The following is a 17952-nucleotide window of genomic DNA, read 5'->3' as shown; positions in this document are numbered from 1 at the left end:
TCCTTTTTGGCGTTTGCAGCGGCGCCCCAGGCCGAACAGTCTCGCAATGCATGGAAAACTTGCCGGGCGAAGCGCACATAATCGTTCCGCGCGATTTGCCGGCCCTATAGCGGCTGATACCGCGCGGCGGGCGGAAGTGCGTGCGGGCCCATATTGGTGTCGACGATCACCGGCTGCGAGGAGTCGACCTCTCCGCTCCAGCCGCCGCCGAGCGCCTTGTTGAGGGCGATGTAATCCGTTGCGATCGATACCTGGCTCTGGATGAGCGCTTCTTCGGCCGTATAGAGGGAGCGCTGCGCCTCGAGCAGGTCGAGGAAGCTTTGCGTTCCCGTGCGGTAGAGGGACTGGGCCAGCGATGCGGCATCGCGATAGTGCTTTGCGGACTGCGCGAGCTTTGCCGCGCGGATGCGTTCCTGCGACAGCGAGACGATGGCATTCTCCACATCTTCAAGCGCCGTCAGCACCGCGGACCTGTAGGCAATGAAGTACTGGTCACGCTCGGCCTGCGCCACCTCGACGGCCGCCTTGAGCTGACCGCCGTTGAAAATCGGGATCGTCAGGGAAGGGCCAAAAGACCAGCTGATGGTGGATGATTTGCCAAGATCGCCGAGCCTGGTGCCAGAGGTGTATATATCCCCCGTTAGGCTGATGCTGGGATAGCGCGCCGCTTCCGCCTGGCCGATGCGCGCGGTGGACTGCGCATAGTCCCATTCGGCGACGCGCACATCGGGGCGCGACAGGAGGATATTGGCGGGAACGCCCACGGCCACCGGCCAGCCGGGACGGGGAATGGGCGCTGGCCGGTCCAGCCTTGCGGCAAGATCGCCAGGCGCACGGCCCAGCAGGATGGAAAGGCGGTGAACGGCTGCGGCGCGTTCGGCTTCGAGCTGTGGAATATCGGCTTCGGTGCTGGCGGCCTGGCCCGACGCGTTCGCGACGTCGACGGCGGAAGAAGCGCCGGCCTTGAACTTGTTGTTTGTCAGGGCCGCCGTCTCGCGCTGGGAAGAGGCGGTGCGCCGGGCCAATGCAAGTTGCGCCTGATAGCCCCGCAGCTCGACATAATTGGCCGCGACATCGCCCACCAGCGTCAGGAGGGTCGAGCGCAGTTCCTGATCGGCCGCCTTCACCCCATAGCGCGCCGCTTCAACGGAGCGGCGGTTGGCGCCGAAGAGATCAAGCTCCCAGCTTGCGTCGAGGCCCGACTGAAACTGTGAATTGGTATTTGCGTCGCTGCCATTGGTCGCGCCGGTCCTGACGCGCGCGCCCGTTCCCGATCCGCTGACCGAGGGAAGAAGCGCGCCGCCGGCCTGCTTGTAGCTGGCGCGGGCCTCGCGGATCTTGGCCTTGGCCGCGGCAACATCGAGGTTTCCCGCCACGGCCTCTTCGATCAGATCGTTCAGTAGCGGATCATTGAGCCTTCGCCACCACTGCGCCAGCTGCGGCTGCTGCGCGGGATTTTGCTTTCCGGCGCTGCTCCACGTGGATGGCACTGCGGCAAATGGCTTCTCATAATCCGGCCCGACAGCGCAGCCCGTCAGCACGCCCGATGCAAGGAGAAGGGTCACGAAGGACGCGATTGGCCCTGAAGGTTTACTGTGCCGTATGTGCTGCGCCATCTGACCCCTCCTGTGGCGAAGCGGGATGCTCCGCCCCGGGCGGCGCTGCCACCCGGCTTTTCCCCTTGAATATTTTTCTCACTGTCACGAACAGCAGCGGCACGAAGAAGATGCCCAACATGGTCGCCGCGATCATGCCGCCCATCACGCCTACGCCAATAGCATTCTGGGCGCCGGAGCCCGCGCCGCTGGCGATGGCGAGCGGCGTTACGCCGAGGATGAAAGCAAAGGACGTCATCAGGATCGGCCGCAGGCGCTGCTTGGCCGCTTCCAGCGTGGCTTCGATGAGCCCCATGCCGCGTTCCTGCCGTTCCAGCGCAAACTCGACAATCAGAATGGCGTTCTTCGCGGCGAGGCCGATGGTGGTCAGCAATCCCACCTTGAAATAGACGTCGTTGGACTGGCCGAACAGAAGCGCCGCCAGCAGCGCGCCGAACACACCGATCGGCACCGACAGCATGACGGCCAGCGGAATGGACCAGCTCTCATAGAGTGCCACCAGGCACAGGAACACTACCAGCACCGAGATGGCATAGAGCGAGGCTGCCTGATTGCCGGAAAGCTTTTCCTGATAGGAGAGCCCCGTCCATTCATGCGCGTAGCCCTGCGGCAGCTGCGCCATGAGCTTGTCGATTTCATCCATGGCGGTGCCGGAACTGACGCCTGAAGCCGCTTCGCCCTGAATTTCGACAGCCGACGACCCGTTATAGCGTTCAAGGCGCGGTGAGCCGAAGGTCCAGCGGTTGGATGCGAAGGACGAGAACGGCACCATCGTGCCGGAGGCATTGCGCACCTGCCACTTCCACAAATCTTCGGGCTGCATGCGGAACTGTGCATCGGACTGCAGATAGACCGGCTTGACGCGGCCGCGGTCGATGAAATCGTTGACGTAGTCGCTTCCCCACGCCGTCGAGAGCGTGGTGTTGATATCGCCAAGCCCGACGCCCAGGGCGCTTGCCTTTTCTTCATCGATATCGATGGTGAATTGCGGCGTGTCCTCCTGGCCGTTGGGGCGCGTGTTGGCCAGTTGCTTACTCTGCGCGGCGAGCGCCAGAAGCTTGTTGCGCGTCTCGATCAGCTTCGCATGGCCCGCGCCATTTACATCCTGAAGATAGAAGTCAAAGCCGCTCGAACTTCCCATGCCCTGAATGGCGGGCGGGGCCAGGGCAAACACCTGTCCGTCACTGATCTTGCTAAAGGCGCCCATGGCCCGGCGCGCCACCGCACTGGCCGAAAGGTTTTCGTCCTTCCGCAGCGAAAAATCCTTCAGTCGCACGAAGGCGAGGCCGACGTTCTGGCCTTGTCCGCCGAAGCCGAAGCCCGCGACCGCCATCACGCCTTCAACTGCGTCCTTCTCGTCATTCAGATAATGATCGGTGACCTGCTTCAGAACCCTGAGCGTCCTGTCCTGCGTGGCGCCCACCGGAAGCTGCACGCTGGTGAGAAGAATGCCCTGATCCTCCTGCGGCAGGAAGGAACTGGGCAGCCGATAGAACATCCACCCCACCGCGACAGCAATAAGTGCAAATATTACCAGGAACCGCATGCTCCGGCGCAGAATGCCCTGCGTGCCATTGCGATAGGCGGACGCGGTCCGGTCGAAGCCGCGGTTAAACCAGCCGGACAGGCCGCGCGATGCGCCGTGATTTTTCGGCGCGCGGAGAATGGTGGCGCACAGAGCCGGCGTGAGGATCAGTGCGACCATCACGGACAGTATCATGGCGGACACAATGGTGACCGAGAACTGCCGGTAGATCACGCCCACGGACCCGCCGAAAAAGGCCATGGGAATGAAAACCGCAGAAAGCACCGTGGCGATGCCCACCAGCGCGCCGGTGATTTCCGACATGGACTTGAGGGTGGCCTCCTTGGGAGGAAGGCCTTCCTCCTGCATCACGCGTTCGACGTTTTCCACCACCACGATGGCGTCGTCGACAAGAAGGCCGATGGCCAGCACCATGGCGAACATGGTGAGGGTGTTGACCGAATAGCCGAAGACGGCGAGCACGCCGAAAGTGCCCAGCAGCACGACGGGAACGGCAAGGGTTGGAATGAACGTGGCGCGGATGTTCTGCAGGAACACCAGCATCACGATGAACACAAGGACGATGGCCTCGCCCAGCGTTTTCACCACATCCTCGATCGAGAGCTTGACGAAGGGCGTGGTGTCATAGGGATAGACCACCTCGACGCCTTCCGGAAATGTGCCCGACAGGCCTGCAATGGCCTTCTGCACGGCTTCCGCCGTATTGATGGCGTTGGCGCCCGTCGCCAGATTGATGGCCAGGCCCGCTGCGGGCTTGCCGTTGTAGGTCGAACTGTTGGTGTAGCTTTCCGAGCCGAGTTCAACGCGCGCCACGTCGTTGATGCGCACGAGCGATCCATCGGTTGTGCTTTTTAGGATGATGTTGCGGAACTGCTCGGCCGTTTGCAGCCGGCTTCGCGCCGTGACGGTGGCATTCAGCTGCTGGCCGGGCCGAGCGGGAAGCGCGCCAAGCTGGCCGGCGGAGACCTGCGTATTTTGCGCCTCGATGGCCGTCGAGACGTCGCTGGGCATCAGCGCATATTTCGCCAGCTTGTCGGGATCGAGCCAGATGCGCATGGCGTAGCTCGAGCCGAAGAGTTGCGTGCCGCCGACGCCATCGACGCGCTTGATGGTGTCATTGAGCGAACTGTCGATATAGTCTGCGAGGTCGGTGGCGCTCAGCTTGCCGTCGCTCGACACGAAGCCGATCACCATCAGGAAACTGTCCGATGATTTGTTGACGGTGATGCCGGTTGACTGCACGATCTGCGGCAATTGCGAGGTGACGAGTTGCAGTTTGTTCTGCACCTGCATCTGCGCCACATCGGGATCGGCGGCGCTGGTGAAGGTGATGCTGATGGAGGCGGCGCCTGTCGAGGTGGACGTGGCCGTCATGTAGTCGAGATTGTCGATCCCCGTCAGACCCTGCTCGATGATCTTCGTCACAGAATTCTCAACCGTGTCGGCGTCGGCACCCGGATAGGTGGCGCTGATCCGGATGGTGGTGGGGGCGATCTGTGGATATTGCGAGATCGACAGCTGATTGAGCGCCAGAAGTCCTCCCAGCATGGTGACGATGGCGATGACCCATGCGAAGTTTGGCCGGTTTATGAAGAACCGCGACATTCCGCCCTCAGCCATGCCCGCCAGTGGCGGCCGGAATGTTTGAAGGCAAGCCGAGCGCGGCGAAATCACGCTGCCGCTTTTCTGGCAGCAGGAAACCCTGTTTCCGCTCTTTCACCTCGCCGGTCGTGTCGTCGATCGTTGCTTCGACAGCTTCAACCTCTTGGCCTGCGCGCACGAACTGCGAGCCTTCGATGACCACGCGGTCCCCATCGGCAACGCCTGCGCTCACCAGCCAGTTGTTGCCGACGCTTTGCCCCACGGTGAGCGTTCGCTGCTCAATCTTGTTGTCCTTGTCAACGAACAGCGCCACCGGCTCGCCCTTGGCGTTGCGCGTCACCGCCCGCTGCGGCACGAGGAAACTGTTGGGCGCCACACCTTCTTCCACCAATGCGCGCACATACATTCCGGGCAGCAGAAGCCTTTCAGGGTTGGGAAACTCCGCCCGAACCGAAAAGGTACCGGTGGTTTCGCTCACCGCTGAATCCGCAAATTCAAGTTTGCCGTTCTGGGTATAGAGCGCGCCATTTTCCAGTTTCAGCTTGACGCTGATATTGCCGCCGGAAATGCGGATGCGCCCATCCGCCACCGCCTGCCTGAAATTGAGAAGGTTGGTGCTTGACTGCGTGACGTCCACATTGATGGGGTCGAGCGTGCGGATGGTGGTGAGGGCCGTATCCTGATTGGCGGTGACCAGTGCGCCCTCCGTCAGGGTGGACTTGTCCACCCGCCCGGCGATCGGCGCGCGGATCATCGTGAAATCGAGATTGATCCTGGCGCTTTCAAGCGCGGCCTGGGCCGAAGCTACGTCGGCTTTCGCCTGCGCCAGCGAAGCCAGCGCATCATCGAGATCCTGCTTGCTCACGGCATTCTGCTTGATGAGGTCCTGATAGCGGTCGACCTTGGCCTGGGCCGAAGGCAGGACTGCCTGCGCCTTCTGCAAGTCGGCGGCGGCGCTGTCATAGGCGGCACGATAGGTGGCGGGATCGATCTGATAGAGGCTGTCTCCCGCATTCACTTCGCTGCCCTCGCGGAACAACCGCTTCTGGATAATGCCGCCCACCTGCGGCCTCACTTCCGCAACAAGCGAAGCAACGGTCCGGCCCGGCAATTCGGCGGTGATCGCCACGGATTGAGGATGCAGTGTCATCACGCTCACCTGCGGCTTCTGCGCTGGTCCCGCAGCGGGCGTCTGCTGCTGCTCGTTACAGGACATCAGCAGGCAACTGAGGATAACCGCCGCGAATATCTTTGAGCCGGAGGACGGAACACGCATCATAGGCTTCCTGTGATTCCATCGGGCGAGCCATTGCGGCAAAATCTCACGATGGGGAATATTTACAGTACTGTTGAGTTCGTATATTCATCCCGGCCAATCTCTGTCAATCGGCAAATCCTTCACGCGCAAAATGTCTGGGGAATATACGGAAGTAGTTGCGACGGACCGCCGGGGGCCAGGCCGGCCAAAGCGGGTTCCGGACAAGGAATTGGCCGCCTTCATTGTCCGGCAAGCCCGTGCGCTCTTTCTTGAGCGGGGTTATGCCCGCACGACGATGGACGATCTTGCTGCGTACTGCCGCATGTCAAAAAGTACGCTCTATCGATTGTTTGATCGTAAAGCCGATGTTTTTGCCGCCATCGTCGAGGATCATCGCCACAGCATGCTGGCGCTGCCAGGAAACTATAAGGGCATGCCGCTGGAAGAGGCGTTGGCGCGCATCTTTTATGTCGGGATCAGCGACGAGGATGACCGCAAGCGGCTTGCACTGATCCGTCTGGTGGTGGTGGAAGCGCGCGAACTGCCCGAACTCCACGATATTCTGGTGCAGCATGGCGTCGAACGGGATCGCCATGACCTTGCGCAGTGGCTGGAAGGGAGAATAGCGGCTGGCGAGATCACCGCCTGCGACACCGCCGACTGCGCCAAGGCGCTGATGGACCTGATGTTCGGCGCAGTGGTCATGAAACCTCATGAGCCGCCGAAATGGCCGGACCGGCAGGAGCGCATCCGCTATCAGCTGAGCTGCCTGCGGATGTTCGTGTCGGGCCTTCTGCCGCGCTGACCGCAGGAAGCAGATGGGGTTCAGACCGCGTTGCGCGGTCCGTTTTCATGTCAGAACTTCAATCACATGGAAGTTCTCATCTTTATCCCCTATGGCGCGCTAAAATTAAACGATGTCAGTAATTTATACTGAGTTGTAGCAGTCTCGGCAATGTCCGCGGTTTACGTCTTGGCAATGTGAGGCTTGAGTTTCTTGATGCGTTTGGCGAGCGAGACAACATTGGCCGTGCCCGGCTTTGCGGGAGAGCCGCTAGCGGACAGCTCCGACAATTTCTCGTTCCATGCAGCATCGAGTCTTGCGAGTTCGCGCTGAATGTCTTCGGTTTCACGCTCTGCCGCAGCGAGCGGATCAAGCGGATCAGGCGGGATTTCTTCCGAGGGAGCAGGTGCGGGCTGTTCGTAAGATTCGAGCCGGGACGGGATCACGTCGAGCAGGCGGGGCGGGGACGCGAATGGCGCATCGCCGATTTCGATTGGGCCAGACGCTTCGCGGAGGCGCTGCTCGAGCCTGGTGATCAGCGAGGCCTGTTCCGAGGTCTCTTTCCGAAGGCTGGTGACCTCCGCCTCGGCTGATGCCGTTTTTTCGACCAACGCGTCTTTCTCGGACTGGAGCGCCGCGAGCGCTGCATCCCTCGCGTTCAATTCCACCGTCATTGCTTCGATGCGATTGCGGGTGCGGGACACTTCGGCCATCTGCTCCGCCATGTGACCCTTGACGCTTTCGAGGCGCGCACCGAGTTTTTGCGAAATCAGCGCATATTCGGCCCGTAACCTGTCACGCTCGGTATGGAGTTCGGCCATCGTTGTGGGGGCCTGCCGCTGCATCCGGCGAGCGCCGATACGCACAGCCCATTTCCAAAGATAACGGCCCGCGAACAGCGCGATCAGGGCTGCAAGGGAAAAGCCGAGAACGACGAGAAGCAGCGTTTCGGTTTGAGACATGAAACCTCCGGAGATGCGCCGATCTTAACGCAATCTTGCCCGGCCTTGCAAAAGGGCAGCCATAGGTTTGGCCGCCCGCGCTAGTTTATTTTCGCGAAAACATTGGTTTTGCAAAGGAACCCCGCAACGCAGCCCTTCACCTTCATCACATTGCCGTCCATCGTTACGGTGGCGTTGTAGGTGTTTCCGTCATCGGGGTTATAGATCGTGCCTTTCCACTGGCCATCACCCGTGGGTTTCATGCCGCCCAAAACGGGAAGGCCCATGAGAGGACGGGCACGCTTTGACGGGTCCGGGTTCTCGCGATCCACCTTGGGCTTGCCGTCGATCTTGCTGATCGGCTCCTTGAGGCCGGCGATGCTCCCGCAAATGGTGCCGCCGCAATCGGTCACCCGCACGGTAACCTTGCCATTCTGCATGCGCCACAATCCTGCTGCGTCAGAAGCGAGGGCGGGGGAAAGCGCAGAACCTGCCACAACCACTGACATTGCGATGGCGGTAATGGACATTCTGATCATGGGCCTTCCTTTCAGCAGACAGCGTTTGTCCCGCGTCTTGCAGCGACATTCAGGCCATATCAAGGCTTCAGATCAGAATGGGTTCCATGTGGAACGGCCGGAATATTTGAGGTAGCCAACATTGGCGCCGAGCCGTGCGCCAACGCCAGTGCGGATGGGGGCCAGCACGATATCGCCGCGCTTCTGGAAATTCACGCCAAGGCCGCCAATGAAATAGGCCGATCCTTCAACGCCGCCGAAGCGGGCATAGAGATCGCTGGGCGATTCCGAATTATAGACCAGCACCATGGAGCGCGAGCCGTTACCGCCGAAGTCAAAGCCAACCGAAGGGCCCTGCCAGAAGATATGCTGCTTTTCGCCGTTCTTGTAATAGATCGTGCCTTCGCCATAGCGCAGGCCGCCGACGAAAGCGCCTGAGCCTTCCTCACCTATAATATAGGCAGTTGGCTCTCCCTGACTTTGGAAAACATACTCCACCGCCTCTGCCAGCCCGCGCGTGGTCTTGCCGAAGAATTGATGGCCGGCGGTCATGATTTCTTCTGTCGTGTATGTCGAATGTTTTGGCTTTGTCGAACTGGAAATGGAGCCCGTCTGCTGGGCGGCGGCGGGCAGTGCAAGCGCCAGCGCGAGACCCAGCGATGCTGCGGCGAGAAGCTTCTTCATCATTGACATCACCTCGTCAGTTCATGGGCCTGGGCCAATAAATGGCGCAAGCCTGTGGCGGCCCCAAGGCAGCCCTCCGTCCTGCCAGAACCCTAACAAAGGGGGCTTACGGGATGGTTAATGGTTTCTCAAAGCCGCTCAGGCGCTGGCGATGAAGCCCGGATTGTCATAGCCCCTGGCGCGCTTGCCATAGGCCAACGGGTCGCCCTCGGTGGTGAGCACCTTGCCGCCCGCTGCAAGAAGCACAGCGTGGCCTGCTGCCGTGTCCCACTCCATGGTGCGACCGAAACGGGGATAAAGGTCTGCCTCACCCGCCGCGATCAGGCAGAATTTGAGCGATGAGCCTGCCGAACACAGCGATTTGACCTGAACCTTCTTCAGGAAATCATCGGTTGCGGCATCGCGATGCGACCGGCTGGCGACAACAGTCGCGCCATCGGATGGGCAGGGCCTGACATGCATGGCCTGCCATTTGCCGGGCTGGTCATTGTCTACCCGGCCCTCGGCCGCGCCTGTGCCGCATTCGCCCCAGAACAGGCGGCCAAGGGCAGGCGCGAACACCACGCCCGCGACCGGCACGCCGTTTTCCACCCGCGCGATGTTCACGGTGAACTCGCCATTCCGGGAAATGAATTCCTTGGTGCCATCAAGCGGATCGACGAGGAAGAACCTTTCCGCCACCTCCGGAATACGGCCTGCGGAGGCGGCCTCCTCGGAAATCACCGGGGTGGCGGGATCCATTTTGGCAAGCCCGGCCAGGATGACCTTTTCAGCCGCTTCGTCGGCTTCCGTGACGGGCGTTAGATCGCTCTTGGCCTTGGCCGAAAAATCGCCGGCATAGATTGCCATGATTTCACGGCCGGCGGAGATTGAAAGGCGGATCAGGCCGCTCATGGCAGCGGAAGGCGAGGGGGTCATCGGCACTACCCGGTTGGTGAAAATCAGGCGCTCTATGGGCGGCATGCCTGCTTCCGTCAATGCGGAAAATCATGGCGTCAGATGCTAGAAGGAAAGTTCCGAATCACTTGCCGGAGTTGCCATGAGCGAGCCCCGCCTTTCCGATCTTGACCTTGCCGCGCTGCTGTGCAGCCGCGTGTGCCACGACATCATTTCGCCGGTGGGCGCGATTGCCAATGGCCTGGAGCTTTATGACGACCCGGAGGTGGATGCCGAAACGCGGGCTACGGCGCTGGACATGGTGCGCACCTCCGCCCGCACGGCGGCGGCAAAACTCAAGTTCTGCCGCATCGCCTTTGGCGCGGCGGGATCGGCTGGCGCCATCATCGACATGGGCGAGGCGGGTGAAATGGCGAAAGGTTTCGTCGCTTCGGAAAAGGTGAAACTCGACTGGCAGATGCCGCGCGAGAACCGCCCCAAGCAGGAAGTGAAACTCGCTCTCAACATGCTGCTGATGGCGATGGCGGGCGTGCCGCGCGGCGGCACCGTGACGATGGCCCTGGATGGAGGCACATTTACAGCCCGCGCCCAGGGCGATCGTGCCAAGGTGCCGGAGGCGATCTCGCAGGTGGTAACCGGCACGGCTGATCTGGCAACGCTCGATGCGCGTCTTGTCCAGCCCTACTATGCCCGCCTGCTGGCGCAATCGGCGGGTCTCAAGCTTTCCATGGATATGGATGGGGCCGACGTTCTGGTAAAAGCCGAGCCTTCGCTCTCATAGAAAATTAACCCTGCCATGATGGACTGCCGCCGATTGGACGGCAAAACATCATGACTCGCCGCGTGCTGGCATTGGGCTATGGAGCAATCGCGGCAACCGCCGCGGCGGCTTTGCTTGCCGCACAGCATGGACTGGCGAGTGTTGTCCAAAAACTCTCCGCTTTGCCTGCACTTACCCTGCAGATGGGTTTTGGCGGCTGTGTGCTGGCGCTTGCTCTTGCTGCGGGACTGGCGTGGTTCTTCATCGCCCGCGGCGTGCAACGCGCAGAATTGGCCAAACTTGCGCTTCTGAAGGCGCGCGACGATGCCATTCGCGCCGAATCCGAAGCCAATGAGATGGCCATTCTTTTTCGTGATCTCAATGATGACGTGACGCGGCTCAACATCGAACTGGCCGGAAAGATGCGCCAGCTTGGCGAGGCGCAAGAGGATATTCTGCGCAAAGGCAAGATGGCGCAGCTGGGCGCGCTGATCACCACCGTCGGACACGAGCTGCGCAATCCCATGGCTGGCGTGCGCACAACGCTGTTCGCCATGCGGCGCAAGTTCAAATCCACATCCCTCGATCTCGACTCCTATCTCAACCGGATCGATGGCGGCATTACCCGCTGCGACCTGATCATCACGAAACTGCTGGATTTTGCCTACGAAAAAGAGCCGGATCTGGCGCCTGGCGATGTCGACGGTTGGCTCGCCGGGGTCATCGAAGAGGAAGCCAAGAGCCTTCCGGAACAGATCTGCATCGAATGCGAGCTTGGCCTTGATGGCCTGGTGACGGGATTTGACCGCGCGCGGATGCGGCGGGTAATCCACAATCTGTTGAGCAATGCCGCGGATGCGCTGTGGGGATTGCATGCGCCGGTGCGCGATGATCCCTGTATCCGTGTCACGACCAGCCTCGCGGCGCGCGGGGTCGAAATTTCCATTGCCGACAATGGGCCGGGTATCAGCGCCGAAGTGATGGTGAAGGTCAGGGAGCCATTGTTCACCACCAAGGAATTCGCGACCGGGCTTGGTATTCCGTCTACGGAGAAAATTCTCGCGCTGCATGGCGGCGGACTCGATATCGAGTCGGCTCCCAACAAGGGGGCAACATTCACGGCGTGGTTTCCGCTCTCCCGCGCCGTTTTACAGGCTGCCTGACGGCTCTGCCGGAATCGAAAGGATGGCGCGGATGCCGCCTCCGGCCCGATTTTCCAGCCTGAGACTTCCCTTGTGCGCGCGGGCAATCGTTTCCGCAATCGTGAGGCCAAGCCCCGTGCCACCGAAAGCCTGATTCCGCGACGCATCAAGGCGGTTAAACGGTTTCAGCACATTGGTGAGTTCGCTCTCCGGAATGCCGGGTCCCTGGTCTTCGATCCAGATGTCGATCATGGGGCCCTTGTCATGCACGGACCCAACGGCTGAGCCACCGTAACGAACGGCGTTGCCGACCAGATTTGTGATGCAGCGCCCCAACGCCACAGGCTGCGCCACCACGACGCGACGGCCGAGTGCCTCGGTTTCCGGCGCCACCTTCGCCTTGCGATAGTTGGAACATACGGTTTGCAACAGGGAGATTACGTCGACTTTCGACATCGCTTCCGCTTCGTGTGTCATGCTGGCGAAGTCGATGACGGAGGCGATGATGTTTTCCAAATCCTGCACGTCCGCCTGCAGCTGATTCTTCTGGCGGCCATCCTTCATCAACTCACAGCGCAGTTTCAGGCGGGTGAGGGGCGTTCGCAGATCGTGCGCCAATGCCGCGGCCAGATGTTCGCGGTCGGCCACGTAATCCTGCAGGCGCTCCTGCATGGCGTTTATGGCACGGATGGCGGCGCGCGCTTCGCTGCTGCCCTTCTCGGAAATCGGCGGCGCGTTCAGGTCATCGCCGATTTTGGCCGCCGCGCGTTCCATCTGACGGTAGGGCGCCACCAGCGCCAGGACTCCCCAGATGCACAGGGCGATGATGGCGGCCAAAAGCCCCAGAAATAAGGGAAGGCTGCTGACATTGATGATCGAAGGTTCGGGCGTTGTCGGCACCGAGACATTGAGCCACGCACCGTCCGCCAATTGCATCGACACGAGATGGCGGCTTGATGCTGCGAATTTTGAATTCACTTCCGAGAGTTCCTGTTCCACCACGCCATCGCCTGATGCCGGAGCCGTGCGGGCTTCGGGCGGCAAGGTGCCGGGGCTCAGTTCGTCAAGCCTCAGATCGAGAATTCCTTCCTTCGACAGGCGCGCCATCAGAAGATCTTCGAGTTCGGCCAATTCGTCGTCGGGCGCCACCACCGCGCTCACAGCCGGTTCGCGGCTGATGTTGGCCCGCAGGCCGACGCCGTCGATGTTCTCAAGAAACGCGTTGCGCTGGGCAGTTGGCGTGTCGGCGATTTCGCGTGCAATCACCATCATGCGCTCGCCGAGGCGGAAAAGATCCTGCATACGGTTGGTGCGGGTGATTTCGCGCGACACGGTGATCAAGGTCAAAGCCTGCGTTGCTGCAAGCGTCAGCACCAGCAGAATCAGAATCCAGCTTGGCAGCGAACGGGGCCAGAAGCGCATCATGCCTTTTGAACCGAGGCTGAAAAGAAATAGCCGGTGCCGCGAATGGTCTGGATGGGGGAAGGAGCGGTTGCGTTGCGCTCCAGCTTTTTTCGCAAGCGGCTTACCAGAATATCGATGCTGCGGTCGAAGGCCAGAACCTCGCGGCCGGTTGTGAGTTCCAGAAGCTGGTCGCGGGTGAGCGTGCGGCGTGGATTTTGCACGAAGGCTGCGAGCAAATCGAATTCCGCGGCTGTCAGGGGAACGACCACGCCATCGGGCGCCTTGACCTCACGCGTGGCGAGGCTGATCGAAAAGCCATCGAAGGTGAAGCCGCGCAACTCTTCATCCGGCCTGGCGGCCATGGCCCCGGACTTGCGGCGGATCACGGCGCGCGCACGCGCCAGAAGTTCGCGCGGCTCAAACGGTTTGGGCACATAATCGTCAGCGCCGATTTCCAGGCCCACCACGCGATCCGTCAGATCATTGACGGCCGTGAGCATGATGACGGGCACATCGGAGGCAGCGCGGATGTCGCGGCAGAGATCAAAGCCATTCTTGCCCGGAAGCATCACATCCAGAATGACCAGCGCGGGCTTGGCGCGCTCCAGTTCGCGCATCAGCCCCTGGCCGTCATGTGCGACTGAAACTGCGAAGTCATGACGCTCGAAATACTGGCGCACCAATGCGCAAGTTTCGCGGTCATCATCGACGATCAGAATCGGTGTGTGCGTGCCGTGCATGAGAGCTTGAGTTGCCTGCGGTAACTGCGTCCGTCAACGGGCGGGGCGGGTGGAAACACTTTGTTACAGAAACCGGGTGCGCCAGACAAACGGCAGAAAAACGGCGGGGCTAGAACGGTACACGGTTGATTTGGAGACGATCCATGAAACGCAAGGCAGCTCCGGTGATCCTATCCGGCCTCTGCCTGCTCCTCACGGTGTGTACCGCCGTTGCGGCGCCGGTGGCGCAGCAGGCGGTTCCCCGGCCCACAAAGCCGGTGGAGCGCTGTCAGGCCCTGGAAACCCAGGCCTCTGCCCTTCTCAAGGCCCATCCGGACCTTGGGGGAGACAGAGCCCAGGCCGATCTTGGCAAAGCCAGAAGCCTCTGCGCTTCCGGCAAGCCGGCTCAGGGACTGCGCTACTACGTGAAGGGCCTGCATCTCATGGGCGCCCAGCCGAACCTGCCGAAACCCTGACCGGCTTCGCCGGCAAACCCTTGAAAGGAACGACCATGACCAAGCTCTCCGCTCTCGCTCTCGCCGCTTCGCTGGCTCTCGCTCCGATGGTTGGCTATGCCTCTGCCGCCACGACTCCCGCCAAGCCCGCGACCACGACCCATCACGTTGTGAAGAAGCCCACCAAGACCGCCCAGTCCTGCAAGATGGAAAAGGGCAAGGATGGCAAGAGCCACAAGGTGTGCACCCCGGTGAAGCCGGTTGCCCACAAGACCACGACCAAGAAGCCGGTCAAGAAGGTCTAATGCCAAACGCCTGAGGGGGCGTTGAGAGCGGGGCGGTTCCTGGAGAAATCCGGGTGCCGCCCTCTCCTTTTTCTGGATGCACATATAAAAAGCCGGCCCCCTGCGAGGCCGGCTTCTATCAATCCGTATACGGAGAAATTACGCGCTTTCGCGGATGTCCTCGTCGTCGTGCATCGGCGGCGCGCCCTCGCGCAGCACGTAGCCGCGGCCCCAAACCGTTTCGATGAAATTCTTGCCGCCCGCCGCGCTGGCGAGCTTCTTGCGCAACTTGCAGATGAACACGTCGATGATCTTGAGTTCGGGCTCGTCCATGCCGCCATAGAGGTGGTTGAGGAACATTTCCTTGGTGAGCGTTGTGCCCTTGCGGAGCGAGAGAAGCTCCAGCATCTGATATTCCTTGCCGGTGAGATGCACGCGCTGGCCGCCCACTTCCACCGTCTTGGTGTCGAGATTGACCAGCAGCTCTCCGGTGTGGATGACCGACTGCGCGTGGCCCTTGGAGCGGCGGACCACGGCGTGGATGCGCGCCACCAGCTCATCCTTGTGGAAGGGCTTGGTCATGTAATCGTCGGCGCCGAAGCCCAGGCCCCGCACCTTGTCTTCAATGCCGGCCAGGCCGGAGAGAATGAGAATCGGCGTGTTCACCTTGGCAACACGCAGCGTTTTCAGAACTTCATAACCCGACATGTCGGGCAGGTTGAGGTCGAGAAGAATGATATCGTAGTCGTAGAGCTTGCCGAGATCGACGCCTTCTTCACCCAGATCGGTGGTGTAGACGTTGAACCCTTCCGACTTCAGCATCAACTCGATGCTTTGGGCCGTCGCGGTATCGTCCTCGATCAGCAGTACCCTCATCTCGAATCCCCTATCCGTCCCGGACCCCGCCCGGAGTTCCATCTGTCTTGTCCGGCGCCGAAGAGTTGCCGTCCCCGCCGCCAGGAACCGTTAATCGTAATGCTTAAGATACGCCGGGAAAGGTTAACAAAACCTAATCCCCTTACCGCCAATTCTTACGACGGAACCACAAGATGCAGGGGCTGTTTCACCAAACATACCAAATGCAGTATGCTCTGGTGGCATCTCTGCAATAAGTCGCCTCATCCCGCCGCTTTGCTCCGGTTTACCCCACTTTAAGCTTACCCGTTCATCATGTCTCTGCGACGACCGGAATCTTCTGCGTAGTTGATTCGGAGAATTGTGAAAAGGGGAGGCGTATTCTCCCCGCAGTTCGTTTGTATGAGTGAGGATACCATGCGTTCACGCGATACGCTGCTCAGGCTTCATCGCTTCCGCACCCAGGAAAAACGCCGCCAGGCGGCCGATATCGACAGCATGATTCAGGATTTCATGCGCAAATATGACGATCTGGATGCCCAGGTGAAGCTCGAAGAAGGACGCAACGGCGTGTCCGACCCCAATCATTTCAACTATTCGCTCTCCGCCAAGGCGGCGCGTGGCCGCCGTGACAATCTCATGCGTTCGATCGCCGAATTGCGCGATCAATTGGCCGATGCGCAGGGGCAGCTTGCCGAGGAAGAGCAGGAATTGCGCCGCGTCGAGCTTCTGGTCGAAAAAGAAACGGGAACCGCTGCGCTCCCGCCGCAATCCGTGCAACCCGCAACGGGCGCGCACGCGCGCTGATCTTTTTCAGACAATCCGGTGCGGCCGCATCTTCTCATAATAGGGAAGGGCCGCATCGGCGATTTTTTGTAAATGCGCCGGAAGGTCCACCGTGGCAGCCGGCGGCTTCGCAAAACCCGTCGACGTCCAGACCGCATTGTACCAATGGGGCGCCCATACGCCATCAAAAGGTTTCGGGCCCTGGGGCCATGACAGCATCGCGTCATCGAAGGGAATGCCGCAGGCGGCGCAGAGTTTTTCCAGCACGCCGCGCGGATCATTGAGAACGTCATCACCGTCGATCACAGGCGGCGGGCTTCCGCGCTTCTGCGCCACCATGTCGAAAATTTCCGCCTGTTCGACAAAACCGATATCGCGCAGGGAAACATCCGACCATTTCTTGGTATAGCTTGCGAGCACGCGCACAGGATCGCGGATCAGGAATGCGTTAACGAGTTTGAGGATCCAGGAGCGGTCATATCCCCCCAGCATGTGGTGGGTCATGTGCTTCTGGTAGAAGACCGGCTTTGCGGCGGGCGACGTGCAGCGCGCGACGAGATCGCTCCAGTCGCTGGAATTCGCCGCGATGATGTCGTCCCGCATCGGATGGTCGTTGCCGTGATGGATCAGCGAGAAGGCATAGAAGGGTTCATCCCACGCCACGCAGTCGGCCCGGTTGCCGAAGGAGTACATCATGGCGGTGGAGATGTTGCGTGGGCCGGACCACATGGCGATGTTGGTCATGCGAGCGCTCTCCGCGCATCGGCGGCAGCGAGGCTCTTGTAAAGCGCCGACAACCGAAGTGAGATTGGCCCGGCGCCCTGCCATTCCTCCGTGGACAGAGGATTTCGCACCGGCCTTCCGTCGATGACGCGCACCGGGATCAGCCCTGCGAAGGTTCCGGTGACGAAGGCTTCATCGGCGCCATAGACATCATAGAGCGAGAAGGGCTTTTCATAGACGGGAATGCCGTTCTCTTTCGCCAGCCGGATCATGTTGCCGCGCGTGATGCCGGGAATGCAGTATTGACCGGTGGAGGTCCAGAGCTCGCCGCGCCTGACGATGAAAAAATGGGTGGAATTACAGGTGGCGACGAAGCCGTGCGGATCGAGCATCAGGGCCTCATCCGCACCGGAATTTGCAGCCTGAATACAAGCGGTTATGCAATTAAGCTTGGAATGTGAATTAAGCTTCTGGTCCTGCACATCGGGATAGCCACGGCGGACATTGACGGTGAACAGCGACAGGCCGCGCTCGAACTTTTCCGGCGACGCCATCTTGTATTCGGGAATAATGACGATGGTGGGCGGCGAGACGGTGACACGCGGATCCTGATAGGGCGTGGCCTTGACACCACGCGTGACCATCAGGCGCACATGCACGCCGTCGGTCATGCCGTTGGCGTCGATGCAGGCGATGAGACGCGACACCAGTTCATCCGGCGTCAGGCCGATGTCCATGAAAATCGCCTTGGCGCCTTCATAGAGGCGTTCGATGTGTTCACGCAGGAAAGGCACGCCGCCATTCACGACGCGGAGGCCTTCCCATACGCCGTCTCCCAAAATGAAGCCGGAATCGAATACCGAGACCATCGCTCTGGCGCGCGGCACCAGTTCACCGTTGACGGAAATCAGGATGTCGAGATTGCGCGGATCGATCTTGATGTCGTGGCTGGAATTGCTCATGCGTTTTTCCGTGAGG

18 protein-coding genes are annotated in these 17952 nt (G+C 60.8%); 6 read left to right on the top strand and 12 right to left on the bottom strand.

From position 1 onward, the window contains the following. Positions 1 to 104: 104 nt before the first annotated feature. Genes QM694_RS08840 through QM694_RS08830 form a run of 3 tightly spaced genes read right to left on the bottom strand, consistent with a single transcriptional unit; the run spans position 105 to position 6043 of the window. The gene (locus QM694_RS08840; RefSeq protein ID WP_415006571.1) at positions 105 to 1616 is read right to left on the bottom strand and encodes an efflux transporter outer membrane subunit; all 1512 of its coding nucleotides are present in this window, start codon (positions 1614 to 1616) and stop codon (positions 105 to 107) included. Next, positions 1591 to 4767 carry an efflux RND transporter permease subunit gene (locus QM694_RS08835; protein WP_415006570.1) on the bottom strand — a complete coding sequence of 1059 codons (3177 nt, stop codon included), beginning with the start codon at positions 4765 to 4767 and terminating at the stop codon, positions 1591 to 1593. The genes QM694_RS08840 and QM694_RS08835 overlap by 26 nt, the downstream gene beginning before the upstream one ends. 7 nt (positions 4768 to 4774) lie before the next feature. Beyond that, positions 4775 to 6043, bottom strand: a complete 1269-nt coding sequence (locus tag QM694_RS08830) for an efflux RND transporter periplasmic adaptor subunit (protein WP_415006569.1) — start codon at positions 6041 to 6043, stop codon at positions 4775 to 4777. A 208-nt stretch (positions 6044 to 6251) separates the two neighbouring features. Between QM694_RS08830 and QM694_RS08825 the strand changes: the two genes are divergently transcribed. Continuing rightward, a complete protein-coding gene (locus QM694_RS08825; RefSeq protein ID WP_415006568.1) occupies positions 6252 to 6827 on the top strand; it encodes a TetR/AcrR family transcriptional regulator in 576 nt (191 codons plus the stop codon). 161 nt (positions 6828 to 6988) lie between these two features. Here QM694_RS08825 and QM694_RS08820 read toward each other — a convergent pair whose 3' ends face one another. The 4 genes from QM694_RS08820 to cysQ all read right to left on the bottom strand — a co-directional run bounded on the left by QM694_RS08820 (position 6989) and on the right by cysQ (position 9912). After that, the gene (locus QM694_RS08820) at positions 6989 to 7768 is read right to left on the bottom strand and encodes a hypothetical protein (protein WP_415006567.1); all 780 of its coding nucleotides are present in this window, start codon (positions 7766 to 7768) and stop codon (positions 6989 to 6991) included. Positions 7769 to 7848: 80 nt separating this feature from the next. Next, positions 7849 to 8286, bottom strand: a complete 438-nt coding sequence (locus QM694_RS08815) for a DUF2147 domain-containing protein (RefSeq protein WP_415006566.1) — start codon at positions 8284 to 8286, stop codon at positions 7849 to 7851. Positions 8287 to 8358: 72 nt separating this feature from the next. Then, positions 8359 to 8958 (bottom strand): DUF1134 domain-containing protein, encoded by a 600-nt coding sequence (locus QM694_RS08810; RefSeq protein ID WP_415006565.1) that lies wholly within the window; start codon positions 8956 to 8958, stop codon positions 8359 to 8361. Between the two features lie 129 nt (positions 8959 to 9087). After that, complete coding sequence (cysQ, locus tag QM694_RS08805) at positions 9088 to 9912, bottom strand: 3'(2'),5'-bisphosphate nucleotidase CysQ (RefSeq protein WP_415006564.1); 825 nt, start codon at positions 9910 to 9912, stop codon at positions 9088 to 9090. Positions 9913 to 9988: 76 nt separating this feature from the next. Here cysQ and chpT point away from each other — a divergent pair, with 76 nt between their 5' ends. Beyond that, on the top strand, positions 9989 to 10627 hold the full coding sequence (chpT, locus tag QM694_RS08800; RefSeq protein WP_415006563.1) for a histidine phosphotransferase ChpT: 639 nt from the start codon (positions 9989 to 9991) through the stop codon (positions 10625 to 10627). A 50-nt stretch (positions 10628 to 10677) separates the two neighbouring features. Beyond that, on the top strand, positions 10678 to 11769 hold the full coding sequence (locus QM694_RS08795; RefSeq protein WP_415006562.1) for a sensor histidine kinase: 1092 nt from the start codon (positions 10678 to 10680) through the stop codon (positions 11767 to 11769). Here QM694_RS08795 and QM694_RS08790 read toward each other — a convergent pair. Continuing rightward, positions 11755 to 13173, bottom strand: a complete 1419-nt coding sequence (locus QM694_RS08790; RefSeq protein ID WP_415006561.1) for an ATP-binding protein — start codon at positions 13171 to 13173, stop codon at positions 11755 to 11757. The two genes, QM694_RS08795 and QM694_RS08790, sit on opposite strands and share 15 nt — an antisense overlap. Further along, complete coding sequence (locus tag QM694_RS08785; RefSeq protein WP_415006560.1) at positions 13170 to 13892, bottom strand: response regulator; 723 nt, start codon at positions 13890 to 13892, stop codon at positions 13170 to 13172. Before QM694_RS08785 ends, QM694_RS08790 begins: the two co-directional genes overlap by 4 nt. Before the next feature lie 143 nt (positions 13893 to 14035). Between QM694_RS08785 and QM694_RS08780 the strand changes: the two genes are divergently transcribed. Together QM694_RS08780 and QM694_RS08775 are read left to right on the top strand one after the other, a co-directional pair. Beyond that, positions 14036 to 14347 carry a hypothetical protein gene (locus QM694_RS08780; RefSeq protein WP_415006559.1) on the top strand — a complete coding sequence of 104 codons (312 nt, stop codon included), beginning with the start codon at positions 14036 to 14038 and terminating at the stop codon, positions 14345 to 14347. A gap of 35 nt (positions 14348 to 14382) precedes the next feature. After that, positions 14383 to 14631 (top strand): hypothetical protein, encoded by a 249-nt coding sequence (locus QM694_RS08775; RefSeq protein ID WP_415006558.1) that lies wholly within the window; start codon positions 14383 to 14385, stop codon positions 14629 to 14631. 138 nt (positions 14632 to 14769) lie between these two features. Here the strand turns inward: QM694_RS08775 and ctrA are convergent, their stop codons facing one another. Next, a complete protein-coding gene (gene ctrA / locus QM694_RS08770; RefSeq protein WP_415006557.1) occupies positions 14770 to 15486 on the bottom strand; it encodes a response regulator transcription factor CtrA in 717 nt (238 codons plus the stop codon). Positions 15487 to 15882: 396 nt separating this feature from the next. Between ctrA and QM694_RS08765 the strand changes: the two genes are divergently transcribed. Beyond that, positions 15883 to 16272, top strand: coding sequence for a flagellar export protein FliJ (locus QM694_RS08765; protein WP_415006556.1), 390 nt, complete (start codon positions 15883 to 15885; stop codon positions 16270 to 16272). 6 nt (positions 16273 to 16278) lie between these two features. Here QM694_RS08765 and QM694_RS08760 read toward each other — a convergent pair whose 3' ends face one another. Together QM694_RS08760 and QM694_RS08755 are read right to left on the bottom strand one after the other, a co-directional pair. Continuing rightward, positions 16279 to 16995 (bottom strand): hypothetical protein, encoded by a 717-nt coding sequence (locus QM694_RS08760; protein ID WP_415006555.1) that lies wholly within the window; start codon positions 16993 to 16995, stop codon positions 16279 to 16281. Further along, positions 16992 to 17936, bottom strand: a complete 945-nt coding sequence (locus tag QM694_RS08755) for an aminotransferase class IV (protein WP_415006554.1) — start codon at positions 17934 to 17936, stop codon at positions 16992 to 16994. Before QM694_RS08755 ends, QM694_RS08760 begins: the two co-directional genes overlap by 4 nt. Positions 17937 to 17952: the final 16 nt, after the last annotated feature.

The sequence above is a fragment of the Aestuariivirga sp. genome, assembly GCF_047602625.1.
Classification (GTDB): domain Bacteria; phylum Pseudomonadota; class Alphaproteobacteria; order Rhizobiales; family Aestuariivirgaceae; genus Aestuariivirga.
Note: the sequence above shows the minus strand (reverse complement) of the source record. Positions and strands in the feature narration are given on the sequence as shown.